This window comes from Pedobacter cryoconitis (genome assembly GCF_001590605.1).
In the GTDB taxonomy this organism is placed as follows: domain Bacteria; phylum Bacteroidota; class Bacteroidia; order Sphingobacteriales; family Sphingobacteriaceae; genus Pedobacter; species Pedobacter cryoconitis_A.
This window is the reverse complement of record NZ_CP014504.1, coordinates 5346065-5365957: the sequence shown is the minus strand read 5'-3', so window position 1 is coordinate 5365957 and position 19893 is coordinate 5346065. Positions and strand designations below refer to the sequence as shown.

Sequence of the window (19893 nt, the reverse complement as noted above, 5' to 3'; positions counted from 1 at the left end):
TAAGATAAAGAATTTACTTCAAAAACTGATAAGCGATTAAACTGGCTACATAGGCCATAGCGGTCATATATACGGTTTGGATCAACGGCCATTTCCACGATTTCGTTTCGCGGTAAACAACTGCGACAGTACTCATACATTGCATGGCGAAAGCGTAAAACAGCATCAGGGCAAATCCGGTGGCAAAGGTAAAGACTGGCAACCCGGTTTCCGGATTTCTCGCCTCTCTCATTTTATCCCGTATAGTACCTGGGTTTTCTTCTCCGTTATCAACACTATAAATCGTAGCCATCGTGCCTACAAAGGCTTCGCGGGCAGCGAATGAGGTAATCAGTGCAATACCAATCTTCCAGTCAAATCCCAAAGGTTTAATAACTGGTTCAATACTTCTGCCCAGAATCCCTGCGTAAGAGTTTTCCAGCTTTTCAGCTGATTTATCTCTTTCGAGCGTACTGATCTGTACACTGTCTTTTTGCATTTCTATTTTAGCGTATTTCGTTTCTATCTGCTCGAATTTCTCTGAGGGGCCGTAGGTTGCCATCACCCATAAGACTATAGATATTGCAATAATCACCTTACCTGCTTCAAATACGAAGGTTTTAGATTTTTCATACATGGTGAACAGGACGTTACTCCATCTTGGCATTCTGTAAACAGGCAGCTCCATAATAAAGTAAGATTTTTCTGTTGCCTTAATCATAAATTTCATCACGAAAGCTACGGTAACCGCAGCAATGATGCTGATCAGGTACATGCCCATCAGGGCCAGTGCCTGCATACTGATAAAGCCAAGTAGTTTGGTGTCAGGAATAATCAGGGAGATAAGTAAGGTATAAACCGGAAGCCTTGCTGAGCAGCTGACTAAGGGGGAAACCATAATAGTAATGATCCTGTCTTTCCAGTTTTCAATATTCCGTGCACTCATAATAGAGGGAACGGCACAGGCGAAACTACCGATCATCGGTACGACTGACTTCCCGCTCATTCCAAACTTTCGCATGATCTTATCCATCATAAAGGTTACCCTGGCCATATAGCCGGTATCTTCCAGGATGGAAATCAGTGCAAACAGAATGGCAATCTGAGGGATAAATACAATAATCCCGCCTAGTCCGGCAACTACCCCGTCTAAAAGAAGGTTGGTTAATACTCCGTCGGGAAGGTATTCGTGTCCTGTTTTCGCAATCCAGCCAAAGGCACCTTCAATGAGGCTCATTGGATAGGCAGACCATGAAAAGATCGCATTAAAAATAAAGAACAGGATAAACAGGAAGATGAAGAATCCCCAGAAACGGTTGGTCAGAACCGAGTCTATTTTATCACTGAATGCAAATTTTTTGGAGGCGCCGGTATCTTCGATAACGCCGGATAATATGGTACTTAAGTATCTGTAACGGGCAATGGTTTCTGCTGCCTGTAGTTTGGAGGATTCGAATTCGTGTGCTTTTTTAATTTGCTCGAATTGCGAATGTTGCTGAGCGGTATAGATTTCAAGATGCTCGTGCTGATGCAGAATTTGCAGTGCAAAGTAGTCGTTATCGGTATCAAGGAGGGTTTTGCTTTCATTAATAGCGGCTGGAGCCAGTACATTAACGTCAGTTCCGTCTACTTGTGTAGGGATAGCAGTGGTATTGGCAATAGCTTGTTTTAGTGCGTCAAGGCCTGTTTTACTTCTGGCAGAGATGGCAACAACCTGGATGCCGAGGCGTGAAGAGAGTTCATCAATATTGACATTGATGCCTTCTTTGGTAGCCATGTCAGTCATATTCAGTGCGAGTACGACTGGAATACGTAAGTCTGCTACTTGTGAGTAAAGGAGCAGGTTCCTGCGCAGGTTAGTTGCGTCGGCGACCAATACAATGAGGTCTGGATGGCTTGAGTTTTTTTTATCGGCTAATACTTGAAATACGATACTTTCGTCTCTGCTTTTTGGATATAAGCTGTAGGTTCCTGGCAGATCGATTATTTCGGCCTGTTGTGTGGCGGAGAGTTTGCAGAAACCAGTTTTCTTATCAACAGTGATACCGGGGAAGTTACCGATCTTCTGGTTCAATCCGGTTAGTAAGTTAAATAGTGTTGATTTTCCTGTATTCGGATTACCAACTAACGCAATTTTCAGTGTAGTAGCCAAGATAGATCTAAGAAATTATAATAACAGAAGCTTCGTTTTTACGTAAACATAATTGGTATCCGGCAACGCGTATTGCCATGGGGTCACCTAGTGGTGCAAAACGTTCAACTTCCACAACTTCTCCAGGCAAACAGCCCATTTCCATTAGTTTTACTGACATTTCTAAATCTGTAAAGGCTACAATAGTGCCACGTTCTCCTGGATTTAACTGCGAAAGTTTCATATATTTAATTAGCCCGCAATGTACCCTTTATCAATAATAAATCCAAATAAAGACCCTCGTTGTGACACCATTAATACATAAAAACAAAGGATACTTATGTTCGGGCGACATTGCCGTCGCCTGAAGGGGCTCGGAACGAATGCCCTCACATTAAGTATCTTTGTTTTTATCCAATCCACAATGGAGAAGTGTTTTATACGAGTGGATTTATTTGGAATTTAATTATGGATGGCGGTTAACGCCTTTGTCGGCGCTTTACTTGTTGACGCGTTAAGGATTGTTATTTGATGATGCTTTAAGGATTGCTTGTTTGTTGGCGCCCTAAGGATTGTTATTGTCAGAAACCTTAGGTATTTATTGGATGACGCGCTAAGAATTGTTATTTGTTAGTAGTCTTAGGTGTTTATTGAAGAAACGCTAAGGATTGTTATTTGTTAATAGCCTCAAGTGCTTATTGGGAGCCCCTTAAGATTGTTATTTGTTAATAACCTCAGGTGCTTGTTTATTGACACCTGAGGTTATTATTTGTTTAATATTTATTCAGTATTAGAAGTTGTATTTAACACTGATTCTTCCGTTTCTAGGTACTTCATAAATGTAAGTGTAATAAGAAACTGATGTCGCTGTTTCTTTTGCTAGTTTAGTATAAGAACCTTGAGTGAATAGTTTTTTATCCAACAAGTTACTTACTAAACCTGTGATGGAGAATTTACCTTTTACGTAAGATATACCTGCATCGAAACGGATATAATCTGCAAATGGGGTTTGAGTAGGTCCTGATCCTGCGTAACGGTTTAATAGCATTTGGTAACCACCTGAGAATCCAATTCCGTCAAATATCGAGTTTGCATTTCTGTATCGGTATGATAACCATCCGTTAGTAATGTGCTTAGCTGTATTCGCCAGGTAAGTTCCAGTAGCATTTCTTGCCGGATCTTTGTTCTCATCTCTGGTTACTTTTGGATCTGTGTAAGCATAGTTCAGGGTTAAGTTTAAGCCTTCTGCTACTTCTCCTACTAAGTCAAATTCAATACCTTTAGATTGAACTTCACCTAATTGTACCATGAAGTTATTTGGATCTCCAAGAGGGTATGCCGGGTCAGGAGTTAAGACATTTTTCTTTGTGATTTTATACATAGAGAATGTGGAGTTCCATTTTCCGCCAAACCAGTCTTTTTTCAATCCAAATTCAATATTATTACCTGTTACGGGTTTAAAGACGTCTCCGGTTGCTGATCTCGAAGCTTGAGATTGAGGGATAAAGCTTTGGTCGTATAAGGTATAAGCAGAGAAATCTTTAGTGATGGAATAACTTAAGCCCACTCTCGGGGTAAAGGCATTGTCTGACATTTGTGTCGCATTGGTTTTACCAACTGTTTCTGCATGGGTAAAACGGCCTGCTAATGTCAAACGCAATTTCTCATCCAGGAAACGCAATTCATCTTGTAAATAGGCTCCGGTATAAGTTGAATTGGTTGCATAAGTATTTGCACCCGATCTTACCTGAATACTTCTTGACCTGTCAAATAATGGAATGTTAGCAGTTGGAATCCCATAAACAGGATTGTAAATATTAAAAGTAGCATTACCAGCCAACTGAAGATCTGGTTGTGAAACACTCGAAAAGTCACCCCAGGTTTTTAAGTTACCCATATCAATACCACCTAAAACTGTGTGTACAACTTCACCTGTTTTGAACTGGCCTTGTAAGCTTAACTGGATATTTTTATTGATTGCTAATTCTTCACTGATGCTTAAGCCTCTTCTCATATCACCGTTAGCAGCGATCGTAGATGGCCATGGTGTACCTCCTAATAAGGAGTAATTCAGGTAGGCTGCCTGTGCGTTAAATGTCCAGTCTTTATTGAATTTATGATTTAAATAAAGGGTAACGTTATGGTCATTCAGCTTATTCGGATCTAATGAAGGATCTCCAACAAAGAAGCCAGGATCGGTATCACCAAATCCTTTCGGAGAGAATCCGTAGTTACCCAATGCTAATGCCTCTACATGCTGGTGTGTATATTCAGCAGTAACTTTGGTATTGCTATCAATCTGATAGCTGATTACAGGTGCAATTACATACTTATCATTGTAGTTGAACTTATTGAAACTGCCTTTAGTTTGCGCAGCTACGTTTAAGCGAAACAACAATTTACCATCAGCAGAAAGCTTGGTATCCAAATCTACCGCAGCACGTGCAAGGTTATATCCACCAGCACTCAGGCTAACAGAACTTTGATTCGTACCCGTAGGTTTTTTAGTAACGATATTGTAAAGACCACCCGGCTCACCATTTGCCATCATAAAACCGGCAGGGCCCTTCACGAATTCAATCCGGTCAATTGTAGCTGCATCATCTGCAAGCGGGCCCCATGGGGTTTTTAAATTCATCCCATTACGGAATCCCGGAATAGAGAAACCACGCATATAAATGTTTGCATACTGCGCATCCCAGTGGCCAACCCTTACGGCACCACTTACGTTTCTGGTTACACCGTCAACAATATCAAAAGCCATTTGGTCTGCCATCAGCTGACTGGTAACAACTTTAATATTTTGAGGTAACTCTAATAACTTTGTTTGTAAACGTAAAGAAGAAGAGACCTTTTCTACTTTATATTTTTTATTGGTAGAAATCTGAACATCCTTCAACTGTGACTTGTTCTCATTCAAAGAGAAGTCAGCGATTACAGTTTCCTTAGTCACTGTAATTTGTTTTTCTTTAGGATATAGGCCAATAGCAGAAACAACAAGCGTATATTGCCCTGCTGGTACTTTCCTGATTGAATAAGAACCATTCTCTTCAGTAATTGCACCAAAAGTAGTACCCTTTAATTTTACAGTTACCCCATCGGCCACAGTTCCATCCGAAGTAGTGATTCTACCTTTGATGTTTCCAGTATGCTGCGCGTAAAGGCTAGTACTTAAAAATAAGATGAAAATTAATGAAAGTAATTGTTTTACCATAATTATTTAGATTGATTATATATAATTTTGGCGCAAAGTAAGTGCAATTTTACCAAGTATTCAAAATTATTTTAAATCAGTCTAAATAATAGCTTTTAGCGCAGAATATTGTCAGTTCATTAAATAAATTGTTTTAGCTGAACACTTACGTAGTAAATCCCCAATTATAATCCTGCAAATAGCGCTATCACACGTCAATAAATTATTAAAAAAGTATCACCTATCAATTATTATCTATCGTAGCAATCCTGCAAGCAGTCAACCCTATTTACCCATCCAATAAACCAACATCTGTGAAGCAATCCATTAAATCCCCATTAAGGATTGGAATTAAAAAAAACAAACCTGCTAATGTGAGGACATTCATTTCTAATGTCGGCCGAACATAGCAGGGTTGTTTTTTTTATATTACATATCCCCACCTCTTCTTCCACCACCCCCACCAAAACCACCACTGCGACCACCACCACCCATACCCGGCATTGGCACATCATTCTGCATAGTCTTGCCACCCATTCTGCTTAAAGAATAAGTAAACGAGAACATATAATATCTTTTCAACACATTATACCTTAAATCTGTAATCGTGTTATTACTTGAAGTTCTTGAAATCCCCTGATTCTGATTCAGCGCATCATTCACAGCAACCTTAAACGTTCCCCTGTTCTTGAAAAACTGTTTACTGATATACCCATTCATGATCGTGAAGTTTGTATTGTACTCCGGCCCTCTTCCCGTATTCTGGAAATAATCCACATTTACAGCAAGACGGATATTTCCAGGGAACATATAACTCACATCAATGGCCGGATTCAGGGTATAATAAGTAGTATTTGCCGCTGACTGAGCAGAATAAGTAGCACGGTTAATTGACCCTGCCACACTTGCAGTCAGATCCAGTTTATCCATAGAAGAAACTAACCTGTATTTATTGGTGATCGAAAGATCATTCGTCACATTTTGCAGAGAATTCGTGAAATTGACCCCTCTGGCATAAGTACCACCTAAATCTATATTCAAATTCAGTTTATTCTCCTTGATAATAGGCAAACCCAGTGAAGAACCTAAAGTACCCTGATAAACCCCATTCACATTTACAGGAACAACCGCAAGCTTTCCAAAATTAGGATCATTTGGCGCATCAATTAACCTGCTATCATTTCCAAAAGCATTAAAAGTCTGGCTGATGTTTGCAAAGATGAACAATGAACGAAACTTCGCGAAGTCGAAATTATTATACAACACAGTCAGATTATTCGTGAAAGAAGGTTTCAAGCCAGGATTACCAATCGGAATACTCTGCGCATTGGTATTGTCAGGAATAGGCTGAATCTGATTAATTGAAGGCTGTTGCGTATTTCCACGGTACCTGATCACTAACCTTTTGCTCTTGCTGAATTTATAACGCAACTGTGCTGTAGGAACGATATTATAAAAATTCTGAGTGATCACATTACCAGTTGTCAGGTTGTCATTTCTTCTGTCCGTATTCTGTACGCCGACCCCTATATTCCAATTTAACTTCTCCGTATTCTTATTCAAACTTGCCCCAACCGCATTCGTCAGCGTCTTATTTTCATAAGTATTGGTATAAGTCAGATCAGGTATATCATACTGAGAAGTTATCGGGTTAAAGTTATAATTGAAACGCTCACTATTGTTAAAACTATAAGTATTCTGATAGTTCAGCTCCAGGTTCAGCGTTTTGGAAATTGGCTCTGTATAAACCAATCTTGAAGTATTCGAAATGGAATGCGAATTCTGGTTGTTCAGCTGGTTAATTACCGAATTGCTTACCGAATCACCTTGCGTAGTTACATTGCTAATATCATTATAGATTTTAGAATCATTATCATTGATACTTGTATTGATATTTAAAGATAAAGTACGTCCCTTTTTAGCAAATTTCTTCCTTAAGAGAATATTATTGCCGATTACCGGCGAAGTAGAATTGGTATTATACCCCTGTGTACCCACCGTCTGATACTTATCATAAGTATTCACATAATTGGTATTCTGAGCCAACCCCGTTTCCGTATAAGAAATATTTGGCTGTACACGAATAGACATCGTTGAGTCAATCTTAGTATCAATTAAGAAGTTGAAACGGTGATTTTTACTCTCCGTATTGCTTGTCAGATCCTGATTAAAAAGAGTTCTGCTATCGCCCAACAAGTTTTCCCTCAAACTGGTCTGCTCATTGAACAAAGAAGTCTTATTGAAGAAATAACTAGCGGTAATTTTAGTCTGGTCTGTATAAACATCGGCAAAGTTAATACCGAAAGCATTGGTATTGGTAATCCCTTGCGGTGGAGCACCTGATGCCGCACTAAAACGGCCACCGCCACCACCACCGCCGCCGCCGCCACCATTACCCAGGCCGCCACCGCCACCAAAGTTCTGTTTGTTGACATTGTTAAACTGACCGATCACAGAAAACTGTTGCTCCTTATTAAACTTATTGACATTCAGATTCACATCATAACGGTCATCTGTACCGTAACCAACACTTGAATTTCCGAAATAACCATTCTTCTTATCTTTCTTGGTCGTGATATTAATAATCTTTTCCCTGTTCCCATCATCCACACCAGTAAACTGGGCCTGATCCGAAAGCAAATCAATCACCTGGATCTTATCAATCATATCAGCCGGTAAATTCTTTGTAGCCAACAAAGGATCATTTCCGAAGAAATCTTTACCATCCACACGAACACGTGTTACCGTTTCTCCCTGAGCCTTTATAGACCCATCCTTAGCCACATCAACACCAGGCAGTTTCTTCAGTACATCTTCTACTACAGCATTTTCTCTTACCTTATAAGCACCAGCACTGTACTCTACTGTATCAGTTTTAACCACTACCGGAGTAACTACTCCTTTAATCACTACTGTATTTAAATTCAGCCCGGTATTCTCCATCGCCAGCGTGCCTAAATTGATTGATGGCGTTGCAGCAGATACCGTAAATTCTTTATTGACATTATTTAAACCGAGATAGGCCACTGTAAGCCTGTAAAGCCCCGGAGCAAGTCCTTTGAGTGCAAAAGAGCCATCGGCTTCTGTATTGATCACACCCGCAACACTTGAATCTTTAAGACTTTTGACTGCTACCGAAGCATAGTCTACGGGTAAACGGTCTTTTGCATTAACGACCTTTCCGCTAACGGAGCCGTTTTTTAACTGGGCATACGAAGAAAAACTGATCAGGAGGAATGCAATCAGCAGGAGATTTTTTGTAAAAGTCATCATGGGAGAAGCTAGATATTTTCAATTATATCCTTGTCTGACTCTAAGAAAGGTAAATGGTTTGTTTTTAGCTGTTAAAATATGGGTAACATTTTAAATACACCCGTTTATTCAGCTTAAGAGGCTGATAAAATGTTTTAACAAAGGAGAGAACAACTAAGAATTTAGCTTGTTTTTCTGCGCTGCAGGCACTGAATAGCTCACTTTCGGGCAATGGCAACCCGGTTTAAAAATACGACAGCTGCTCAACAGCCCTATCGCTAACAAAAACAAAATACTAGCTTTCCTTTTCATAGTTAGATTTATTTAAACACACATAAGCAAATATAGCCATAAATACACCGATCATGTCACAACCCAGATCCCACCACTCCGCAGAACGGTAAGTGAAGAACTGATATTGGATCAGCTCAATAAAACCACCTAAAGCAAAAGTGAGCATCAGGATCTTAAAGATAGTTAAGATTCCGAAATTATCTCTGCGCTGACCTTTTGTTTCACCGTAAAACAGTAAAATAGTAAGGACATAAAAAAAACCCAGATGTACTATCTTGTCAAACCCTGTAAAGAAAAAGCCTGATTCACCAACGGAATCAGGCATTTTCATGGTACAAAGAATCAAGATAAACACTGTCCAGATAAGAGCTAAGCGTTGATGCAAGAGTACTTTGAATTTATTCATTTATTAAGCACCAACTAAAGCCTGGTATGCAGCAGCATCCAATAATTCAGCTACCTGTGCAGCATCACTTAAGGTTACTTTAACCATCCAGCCTTCTCCGTAAGGATCAGAATTCACTAATTCCGGGCTATCGTTCAATGCAGCATTAATTTCTAATACAGTAGCAGTAACCGGCATAAATAAGTCAGATACAGTTTTAACGGCTTCAACACTACCGAAAACATCATCCTTACTTACTTCCTCACCTACGGTATTGATATCGATATAAACGATATCACCTAATTCACGTTGTGCGAAATCAGTTATACCAATAAAGGCTTCATTACCTTCAACTCTAACCCATTCGTGGTCTTTAGTGTACTTTAGTTCTGATGGAAAATTCATTTTTTATTCGATTTGATTGCCCAAAGGTAATTAATATATACTTTATACAAAACGTTACTTTCATACAAAACGTTAGCGCTTGTTTAAATTTAGATGATAAGATTGTTTATAGCTTATCAGATGGATTTAAACATGCTCATACTTCTGCTAATTCAGTGTGATCCTCAAACTAAATCCAAAATTACTGAATGAAGTATTGAACGATTGTGAAGTATAAGGCTTGGTAATATTCGAATCATAGAAAACCTTAACGTTAAAACGCTGATTCAAGATGTAGTCAACGCTTGGCCGGTAAGTAATGTTTTTAGCACCCGAAGAGATTTCTGCCGTAGACACATCAGCCCTGTAAATCACAGTTTTGTTGTCCCTGATGGAAATGTCCAGCTTGAAGTCCATATTGTTATCCATTTTCAGTTGTTTGAACAAACCAAAAGGGAACCTGAATTTAGTGGTCCGGTAGCCTAAACCAAATACCATATTATTCTCTGATAATTGGGCCAGCTGACTATTCGCTAAACTCAAACCTAACAAGCGTGTTCTGCCCAGCTCGAAATTAGCAGTCAGGTTATTTTTTAAACGTGTATCAATTCCAATCAGCGGTGCAAACTGTTCCGCAATCGTCACCTGTGAATATTGATAGAAAGGAAGGAAGTTCTGGTTATCATCTCTGCTGCTTACATACCCGTCAGTTTCCTGATAACGGGCCAGCGTGTTAAATCCATTCACACTATAAATAGAGCGGTAAGAATGCCTTAAATCAATCGACTTAAAGTAATCACCCAAAAAGTCCCATCTGGTTAATCCACCGTAATTGATCCGCCAGTTTGGCAAAGGTATTTTAGGGAAAGAATTCAAACTTACTTTAGAAGCGTCCTTTCCAGTATAGGCAGCCATAAATGCAGCAATCAATACGTCTTGTGAGTTTTTATCATAACCATCAGCAAAGCCACCGGAGATACCGCGGGAATTGGTATTGATCCCACCTAAACGTCCGGAAATAACCGATCTGTTGGCCATAAACTGATTGAACAGCTTTGAAACAGTACTTCCCGGATTTTCAGAAAATGCAGTTCCCAGCGAAATAAATGAAATGCTGTAATCACCAGTGGTAGATGGACTCAGGTTACGGAAAGCCTGGCTCGTATTGTCATATCTGAAATTACTAGAGTAATTCATTGTCCTGTTTTTATTGGCTGTCAGCGTAATCCTGAAATCACGGAAAGGCTCAATCACACTCGTAATACTCAAATCTTCTCTCATCGTATTGATGTACAATTGGGTCTGAAGTGTATCGTGTGTAAGCCAGTTGTTTCTCATCGCCATATCCCTGATATCACGCTGACTACCGAATACGAATCCCCATCCCGGTGCTCCGGAGAACTTATCAATTCCAAAGTAATCTGTAGTTGGCGTATAACCAGGCAGGAATATCCCCTTAGTCTGCGTATAAGCCGCATTTATATTCTTAATACTGGTCAGCAAACCTAAAAGGACCCCAGGACCACCATCATTATTCTTCGCTCTCTTTAACAAACCGAACTTATTGTATAAACTCGTGAAGTTAAAGGTTGGATTAAGCTGAATGGTCCTTGCATTCTGAATAGTATTCCCAAGGTTGATCAGCGGATCTCTCAAAGTAGAAAGCGGCTCTGTATTCCAGGTGAAGTTGGTACCATACCTGGTTGCTACATTAATCCAGTCCAGGCCAGGAATCTTGTTGATCGGCAAAGCATAGGTAATATTCATGTTGTGGCTGTAGTCTGTGGTACGGCCAAGTCTAAGCATGTTCTGCCATACGGTATCACGTTTCAAGCCATTGATCCTGCCTTCTGGTTCGTCAATGATGGAATAATTTGTCGCATCAAAATCCAATGTCAGAGATTTAGTCAGGTTCCATGAAATCGCATATACCCGGGTGATCAGGAAATTCTTATTGAAAGTAGTATTAATTGGTATAGAGTTCCCCGGATCATTGTTTCTCAAGCTATTCTCAGAATAATAGCGGTTCACATCAATCCTGAAATTGATCGCTGTTGGCAGCGGACTAATGTTAATATCTTTTAAAATTGACAGCAAGTTTGACTTAATCAGTTTATCAAATGGCCTGTAGTTCTTTGACTGTCCTGAGTAATTATAAGCAAGAGAACCGAAATAGGTTTTCTGTATCGAACTTTGATTGATAAAATCGTGGTGCAGGATTTTAGTAAAAGAATAGGTCCCACTAAAATTTTCTATGTCCCAAAGCTTAGGTGCTTTGTTTAAATCTGTCCGTTCTTTGTGGACATTTGTAAAGTTAATACTGTTACGTGTGGTATAATCCTGTGAATAATCCAGGATAATTTTTCGCTCTTCTGCAGATGCTCCTTTTAAGGAAGTCTTCAATTCAATATCCGGCATTTTCGGATCATACTGAGGTGTACTCACCTGCTTAGAGTAACTGATATAAGTTGGGATCTTGATCCCCGATTTCTTTGGGAAAAACTTACCCAATTCCATACTGGATGAAATATCAAACGAGGCATTGTCAGACCTGTTCCGCTCACTCACCCTTTTGTCAATTGAACCAAAACCAATAGTTGACTTACTTCCCGAAACATTGACTTCTGCAAAATCAGCCAGTTGTGCATTCATTCTCGCTGCTGCTGCCCATCCACCGCGTTCATCAAATTCAGTTAACCTGAGCTCATTGAACCAGATTTGTCCGCTTTTTTCCAGCCCATCATCCGCACGCGGATTCGACGCCAGCTTTAATGGGTTCTTCACCCCAAGCATATAAACCTTAACCTGACCCATGTCTGGTTGTCCTTTAATGGTTACCGTTTTACCATCCACCATATAAGAGAAGGGTTTGGTAATATCCCACATTGCCCCATTAGCCATCGTTGCCCGGTTACGTGCCAGTTTAATATCCTGGAACAACGATAATTCAATATCAAGCTTATTCGCATCAGGCCAGATCTTATAAGGATCGCTTGTATTTGGCTGCGTAACGGTTAATGGTTGTGAATATTCATAATAATTGTCCTGATTATCTGTTCCAATCCTGATAAATGCATTCAGGTCTCCATTGTTAATAACTGTATTTCCTAAAGCTTCCAGATGGACAAACATTTCCAGTCTTTTGTAAGACCTGAAATCATTCAGTGCAGTCTTGAAAGTTGCACGGCCATATCCATCACGCAGGTTCCTTACAATAAAAGAGAGTGATTGTTCGTTTAGCCTGGTATTGGTCCTATAGTTATTGAAATCAAGTTCTCTTTGAATCCCAGGTGGTACTACATAAGGAATAGGTGTACGTTTTCCATTCTCCTCAATGTTTACTGTACTCACTTCAATTGTTGAATTATCGGGCGTAACCGTATTGTTCAATCCGGGGTCAGTAATTAACTGTGTCCCGATATTCAAATCATTATATTTTCTCCAGTCTCCTCTTACCAATTGAATTTTAGCGAACCTTAAGATTGTTGTATCTGTAAAGTTTGTCAGGAACATCCTGAAGAACCTGATCGATTTAAAATCCTGAATGTTCCCTACTTTTTGCTGATAATCGGCCAGAGGGATACGAATCTGATACCAGGTAACCGGCTGCGTTTGCCCATTAGCCAATTTGACTTGTGAAGTCACGGCATCTGTTACATAGTTCTTTCCAACTTCCAGATCCCCTTTACGCATCGACACCTTATATTGGAAATACTCATCCGACTGGGTCATGTTATTATCCCTGTTTACATCCTCCCCATCCGGTAAAGAAGTAGAGGCAGAATTGTCAATTCCTAAATCTTCTAATGACTGCTGAGAAGTTTTCGAGTTCCCGTCTGTTCCATTGTATTTTTCGTAACGCTTCAAGATCCCTGCATTTTCCTGATCTAACTGCGGCCCTCTGAAGTAAGTGTAGTTATCTGAACTCGGGTCGCCCTGAAGTTCACTGGCTGCTGAAGGACTTAATTGCGGAACGATCTGACTTAAAACAGGGGCAAACTTGGTTTTCTCATCGTTATCCCCTAATCCATCCAATCCAACATCCTGTGCTTTACGTGCAGCAGGATCATTGTCAAATGCCTGAACTACCGGTTGTAATTTAGGTACTCTTCCCCAGTTCGTTTCATCGAACTTAGCCGGATCCCCATCAGGAGGTAATCCATTCTCCAATGACTTTCTACCATCTTTCAGAATATCTTCAGAGATATTACCAATGTTAAAATATAAATCTCCACCAGCAGAATTAGTGTTATAAATATTCGGGTCCATCACCCAAAGCTCTATATATTCAATATTTAGTGCCTGGAAATCATTGGTCTCAATCTTTCTGAACATTCCGCCCCAACGTGATTTAGGATTCATCAGATCGCCATTACTGTTGAAACCACTCGGTGAATAATTGTAAGGTCCACGCTTATTAGGATAAAAGGCCACATTCAGTGTTGGCAAAGAAACTGCTTGTCCGGTTGGAGTTTCCTTAAAAGGAAAAACCTCCTGTTCAATAATTTCCCTCACATAGTGATTAGACAACTCTGTTTTGTTGTTCCTTAAGTTTGCAGGAATATTAGAGGCAGTCCTGTTGTAAAATGTTGGGTCAATATTATAGAAAGCAAGTCTGGCTCTATTGTATCCATAAGCCAGGTCATTTGTTAATCCTGCTTCCTGGAAAAGTTGCGGCGTACCAGAAATCTGCCATGCAATCGCACTTTTTAAATCAATAACTGACCGTGAAGCTTCAAAATCATCCAGGTAACTTGTTCCGCCTTTATCCCCTAAACTATTGATTGCTTTTGGGTGTCCCGGCACCAGCTGAGCGAATTCACCAGAAAAAGAAAACTTTGAAAGTGCTTTCGTAGAAATAAAAGGCAGCTTGTCTACCATTTTTGTTAAGAACCTGGAAGACGTACTATAATTCAAATCCATTCCCCAGATCGTATTTGAGATTGGCTCTTCTCCAATGTTGACTTTTGGTGTAAGCGGCTTCTCCGAAAGGTTCATGTAAGTTGCTCCTAAATTCAGTTTATTATTCACCCTATAGTCCAGCCTGGTACCAAACAATGAACGCTGTTGTAAGCCGAATAATTCATTGTTCTCGGTAGTAATCCTGATCGCCTGACCAGAAAGCAATACACCAGTATTAATGATGCTCACTCTTCCACCCTGGTAATCAACCGTAAAATCGACCCCTTCCTGTAATGGAATAGTACCAGAAAATACTTTTACAGATCCTTCCGGAACGTTGATAGAGTTCAGACTGAATTCTGAAGCTACCTGAGACTGATAGCCCCCTTTAATGATGTACCTGTTTTGTTTAGTGAAAAGCTGCTGTGCTACTACTTTCGTAGAATCGTACAGTGCCGTATAAGTATATTTGTCAATCAAATTCTGCTCCCCAGGGTTAAACTGAGCGGCCAGATCCCTGCCAAAAGGCTCTACTACCGGAAATATAATACGTCCGTTCAAAGGATCAATTGTGATATACCCTTTATTCATATTCGTGGCAAATGCGCCCAGGCCGTTGTTACTGCCTGTTCCGCCAGTTCCCCCAATATTACCTATAGGAGGAGGCATGGAAGAGTTAGCCGGGTTTGAAAAAGGTTTATCCTCAGCCAGAAAGTCAAACACCCCATCTGGCTTACGGTCATTTTGCTGATTTAACCTGTCCAGACCGGTTAAGTTAATCCATAATTTATTTGTTGTATTGACCCCCTCAGTCATCACTGGTCTTTCAATGCCACTATCATTATCTAAACGGAGGATATCCAATTTAAAGTTCTGCCGGCTAATCTGATAACCACCAATAGAATAGATGTTTTTCATCATCAGCTTCCATGTTGGAAGATTGGTTTTAGTGGTTTCGTTCTTAAGTAACTTGGCGAATAATACTTTTGGTGTACCCGGATCAAAGGGTACATCTGTAGAAAACTCACCGACCTGGTATTCTACCCCATTGTAGGTATAACGGAAAACTACAGCCAGTACCTCATCCGAGTTCAAGGCATTGTTCAAAGAGATATAACCCAATTGAGAGTGGAAAGTATATTCTCTTTCCGCAAGCTTACGCGCGTAAGTTAGCTTGGCATAGTTATCTGTTCCTTGATTCGCCTGGAAATAAGAAATGACATCATTCGAATTCGTGAACCTTGCACCCGGAGGCAATTTAGACAAGATATCATTGGATTGCCTGATGCCCTGAAGCGCGAACCCTGATGGCGCCAGTGAAAAAGCCGATCCACCGGTGAACCCTGCATTATAAGGTTGATTCTCCCCAAGATCGATCAGACCTAAAACGTCCCTTGAATCTTGTGTATTACCTGTTTTATTGGTAATCCAAACCTCAACTTTAGTAATATTTACACCCGATAACAGGTTAGGTGCATTGGCCATCGCCTTATTGTAATTGTCCCTGAAGAATTTTGCCAGGAAATAATGTTTGTTGGCCTCATAGGTATCACCAGTTATCCGGAAATCATTGCGCTGTGCTCCATTACTGATTTGCAGTTCTCTGGACTGTGATTTTTGCTGTGTAAACACAGTAGTTACATTTAGTTTACCGAATTGCAATTGGGTCTTGATCCCGAATAGCGCTTGTGTACCTGTAATCAGCGATGTACTTAAAGGTAAACTTACGTTACCTGCTTCTATTTTTTTGATGATATCATCTTCTCCGCCTGTATAATCCAGCTTAATCTGATTTTCAAAATCAAATTGTGCTTCGGTATTATAGTTCATGTTCAGCTTCAGCTTGGTCCCGATATTACCGACCAGATCCATCTGGATGCGCTGGTTGAAATCGAAATTGCTTTGTACCCTTTGCTGCTCATTGAACAGCGGGTTTTCATTCTTGTTTACACGCCCTAAAAAGGTAAGCTCGGCTTCCCCCCTGGGTTGGATACTAATTTGATTACCGCCAAATATTTTCCCGAATGCCTGATTATTCACTGTCAGGCTCGGAATAACACCTGTCTTTCTGATTTCATCTGCTTCTGCATTGGAAATTACGCGCCAGTTATCTCTTTTCATTTCAGAATTGACCAGGCGCTGGTATTCTTCTATAGTCAGATATTGAGGAGGGCCAAAAAATCTTCCCCCTATCCTTTCTCTGATGATATAACGTTTATTAGCCGCATCAAATTCTACCTCTCTTTTGATATTATCTGGCTGCGGTGTAAATGAATTAAATGGCTGACGGATACCCAGACGCTGTTTTTCTTTCAGCCCAAAGTTATTCCTGGTGGTGTCCTGATAACGGCCCTCCTGGTTTACTTGCGAGAAAGCTTGTTGTCCCCAAAAGGAAAAAATCAATAAAATGATTAAAGTAAAAGTGTTTCTCAAAGGCTGGAAGTTTATTGTAGGTATTCTTTATTATAAGTTCTTTAAAGCTATTTTAATCATCTGTTCAACAGTTAAATCCAGTCCGCCATTCTTGATTGCATTATCTATCGCTTTCTCCGCAGGCGCTTTTGCAAATCCAAGCATCGTTAATGCTGATAATGCCTCTTCTCTGACCGTATGATTTAAAGGAGCGGCAATTAACGACCCGGTACCTTCTTTTTTCAATTTATCCTGCAGCTCTAAAACTATCCGCTGTGCACCTTTCGCACCAATACCTTTGATACGTTGTATCAAAGGTAAATCAGCGTTGACTATAGCAGTTTGAATTTCGGCCGGCGTAATAGAAGAGAGCATCATACGCCCGGTATTCGGCCCGATACCAGATACTGAAATCAGGTGTAAAAATAACCGGCGTTCTCCTTCATCTATAAATCCGTATAAAGTATGTGCATCTTCTTTAACATGCAGCCATAAATAGATTTTACAGCGCTCGGCAGTCCCTAAACTGCTATAGGTATTCAATGATATATTGATGTGATATCCAATACCACCCGCCTCTACCACAATATAAGCAGGACATTTAAACGTTAACCTGCCATCAATATAATCAAACATAATATTTTATACTTTATTTCGTTTTCTTTAGTAACCCTGTTCTTTTAGGCTTTTCGCCTGCTTGTTTTCCCTGTACATCCAATACTGCGATCGTGACCATATTCACAATTTCGCGTACAGAACTTCCTAACTGTACAATATGTACAGGCTTTTTTAATCCTAATAATATTGGGCCTACAGCCTCTGTTTCACCTAATTCCTGCAACAATTTATAAGCAATATTTCCCGACTCCAAGTTTGGGAAGATGAGCGTATTTGCCGGGCTTTCCGCTAATCTACTAAAAGGAAAGTTATCTTTTAACAAAGAATTGCTAATTGCAAAATTAGCCTGCATTTCTCCATCTACTAAAATCTCAGGATGCTTATCATGTAATATTTTTACCGCCTGTCTAACTTTTTGAGGAACTTCACCGTCATTAGAACCAAAGTTAGAATAAGAAAGTAAAGCAATTCTTGGCTGTATATTAAATTTAGCTACCGCACGCTCTAATAATAAGGTCAGATCGACCAGTTCTTGTACCGTCGGATCAACGTTGACTGTGGTGTCGCCAAAGAAAACAGGCCCTTTTTTGGTCATCATCATGTACATCCCTGCAACTCTGTTTACCCCTTCTGCCGTTCCTATAATCTGTAACGCCGGTTTAATGGTTGAAGCGTAATTTCTTGTCAGTCCGGAAATCATCGCATCTGCTTCTCCGAATTCTACCATCGAAGAACCAAAGTAGTTCCTGTTCCGCATTAATTTAGTGGCTTCAAAAAGCGTAACCCCTTTACGCTGTCTTTTCTGATAAAGTGATTCTGAATATTTGGCCATGCGCTCAGGATCCTGAAGAGGATCGATAATCAATACACCTTCCAAATCCAATGCGGTTTCTGCAATGATCTGCTGAATCACCTCTTTATTGCCTAGTAAAATCGGAATAGCGATGTTTTCATCTTTCACAATTTGCGCAGCCTTTAAGATTTTATAATTATCAGCTTCTGCAAAAACAACACGTTTAGGATCAGATTTAGCCTTATTGGTAATGGCACGCATAATCGCATCATCTCCGCCAATTCTTTGTTTTAATTCCTCTGCATAGGCATCCCAGTCTGTAATGATTTTACGGGCAATACCAGAATCAATCGCTGCTTTTGCGACTGCCATTGAAACATTGGTAATTAAACGGGAGTCCATTGGTTTTGGAATGATATAATCTTTACCAAATTTGATATTTCTTTCGTTGTAAGCCATATTAACGGCCTCAGGAACAGATTTTTTAGCCAGTTCAGCAATTGCACGTACTGCTGCAATTTTCATTGGCTCATTGATCCCTGTAGCCCTGACGTCTAATGCACCTCTGAATATATAAGGGAAACCCAATACATTGTTCACCTGGTTAGGATAATCGGAACGGCCGGTAGCCATAATTAAGTCCTTGCGGGAGCCGATAGCCAGTTCGTAAGCGATTTCCGGATTAGGGTTAGCCATGGCGAAAACAATCGGATTGCGTGCCATTGACTTTAACATTTCTACGGTTACACAGTCAGCAGACGATAAACCAATGAATACATCTGCATCTTTCAATGCTTCTGCCAATGTAGACAGGTTTCTTGCAGTTGCAAATTCAGCTTTTGTCGGATCAAGGTTTTCGCGTGTATTGCGGATTACGCCCGACCGGTCACACATCACCAGGTTTTCTTTTTTAGCCCCTAACGAAATATACAGCCGGCTGCAGGATATAGCAGCTGCACCCGCACCGTTAACGACAATCTTAATCTTTTCTATTTTTTTCTTTTGCAGTTCGCAGGCATTCAATAATGCAGCAGCAGAAATAATTGCTGTTCCATGCTGATCGTCGTGCATCACCGGAATATTCATGACCTCTTTGAGGCGGCGCTCAATTTCAAAACATTCTGGTGCTTTAATATCTTCCAGGTTAACACCCCCGAAAGTCGGCTCCAGCGCCTTCACAATCTTCACAAAATCGTCCACATTGGTTGTGTCGAGTTCCAGATCAAAAACATCAATATCTGCAAATATTTTAAACAGCAAGCCTTTACCTTCCATCACTGGTTTAGAGGCTTCCGGACCAATATTACCAAGTCCCAGAACGGCTGTCCCATTACTAATTACTGCGACCAGGTTACCTTTAGCAGTGTATTTGTAGACATCTTCAGTATTTTCAGCAATTCTTAAGCAAGGTTCGGCTACCCCTGGGGAATAAGCCAATGCTAAGTCTCTTTGTGAATTGGTCGGTTTGGTTGGAATGACTTCTATTTTGCCCGGCCTGCCTTGGGAATGGTAATCTAATGCATCTTGTTTCCTGTTAATTTTGCTCATAC

The 19893-nt window shown here is 40.2% G+C and carries 9 protein-coding genes; all 9 read right to left on the bottom strand.

The genetic code is table 11. From position 1 onward, the window contains the following. Positions 1-13 precede the first annotated feature (13 nt). Positions 14-2131, bottom strand: coding sequence for a ferrous iron transport protein B (feoB, locus tag AY601_RS22780; protein WP_068405587.1), 2118 nt, complete (start codon positions 2129-2131; stop codon positions 14-16). Between the two features lie 7 nt (positions 2132-2138). Then, on the bottom strand, positions 2139-2354 hold the full coding sequence (locus AY601_RS22775; protein WP_068405584.1) for a FeoA family protein: 216 nt from the start codon (positions 2352-2354) through the stop codon (positions 2139-2141). 546 nt (positions 2355-2900) lie between these two features. Beyond that, complete coding sequence (locus tag AY601_RS22770; RefSeq protein ID WP_068405581.1) at positions 2901-5324, bottom strand: TonB-dependent receptor; 2424 nt, start codon at positions 5322-5324, stop codon at positions 2901-2903. Positions 5325-5732: 408 nt separating this feature from the next. Beyond that, complete coding sequence (locus AY601_RS22765; RefSeq protein ID WP_232324651.1) at positions 5733-8576, bottom strand: outer membrane beta-barrel family protein; 2844 nt, start codon at positions 8574-8576, stop codon at positions 5733-5735. Positions 8577-8850: 274 nt separating this feature from the next. Then, positions 8851-9255: a VanZ family protein gene (locus tag AY601_RS22760; protein ID WP_068405576.1), complete on the bottom strand. Its 405-nt coding sequence runs from the start codon at positions 9253-9255 to the stop codon at positions 8851-8853. Positions 9256-9258: 3 nt separating this feature from the next. Next, the gene (gene gcvH, locus AY601_RS22755; protein WP_068405573.1) at positions 9259-9639 is read right to left on the bottom strand and encodes a glycine cleavage system protein GcvH; all 381 of its coding nucleotides are present in this window, start codon (positions 9637-9639) and stop codon (positions 9259-9261) included. Between the two features lie 147 nt (positions 9640-9786). Continuing rightward, positions 9787-16953 (bottom strand): cell surface protein SprA, encoded by a 7167-nt coding sequence (sprA, locus tag AY601_RS22750; RefSeq protein ID WP_068405570.1) that lies wholly within the window; start codon positions 16951-16953, stop codon positions 9787-9789. 30 nt (positions 16954-16983) lie between these two features. Then, complete coding sequence (gene ruvA, locus AY601_RS22745; protein WP_068405567.1) at positions 16984-17568, bottom strand: Holliday junction branch migration protein RuvA; 585 nt, start codon at positions 17566-17568, stop codon at positions 16984-16986. A 13-nt stretch (positions 17569-17581) separates the two neighbouring features. After that, on the bottom strand, positions 17582-19891 hold the full coding sequence (locus AY601_RS22740) for an NADP-dependent malic enzyme (protein ID WP_068405565.1): 2310 nt from the start codon (positions 19889-19891) through the stop codon (positions 17582-17584). Positions 19892-19893 lie beyond the last annotated feature (2 nt).

Coding starts and splice junctions, on each gene's coding strand:
- AY601_RS22740 (WP_068405565.1), bottom strand. CDS start 19,891: ATGAGCAAAATTAACAGGAAACAAGATGCATTAGATTACCATTCCCAA.
- AY601_RS22765 (WP_232324651.1), bottom strand. CDS start 8,576: ATGATGACTTTTACAAAAAATCTCCTGCTGATTGCATTCCTCCTGATC.
- gcvH (WP_068405573.1), bottom strand. CDS start 9,639: ATGAATTTTCCATCAGAACTAAAGTACACTAAAGACCACGAATGGGTT.
- AY601_RS22775 (WP_068405584.1), bottom strand. CDS start 2,354: ATGAAACTTTCGCAGTTAAATCCAGGAGAACGTGGCACTATTGTAGCC.
- AY601_RS22770 (WP_068405581.1), bottom strand. CDS start 5,324: ATGGTAAAACAATTACTTTCATTAATTTTCATCTTATTTTTAAGTACT.
- ruvA (WP_068405567.1), bottom strand. CDS start 17,568: ATGTTTGATTATATTGATGGCAGGTTAACGTTTAAATGTCCTGCTTAT.
- AY601_RS22760 (WP_068405576.1), bottom strand. CDS start 9,255: ATGAATAAATTCAAAGTACTCTTGCATCAACGCTTAGCTCTTATCTGG.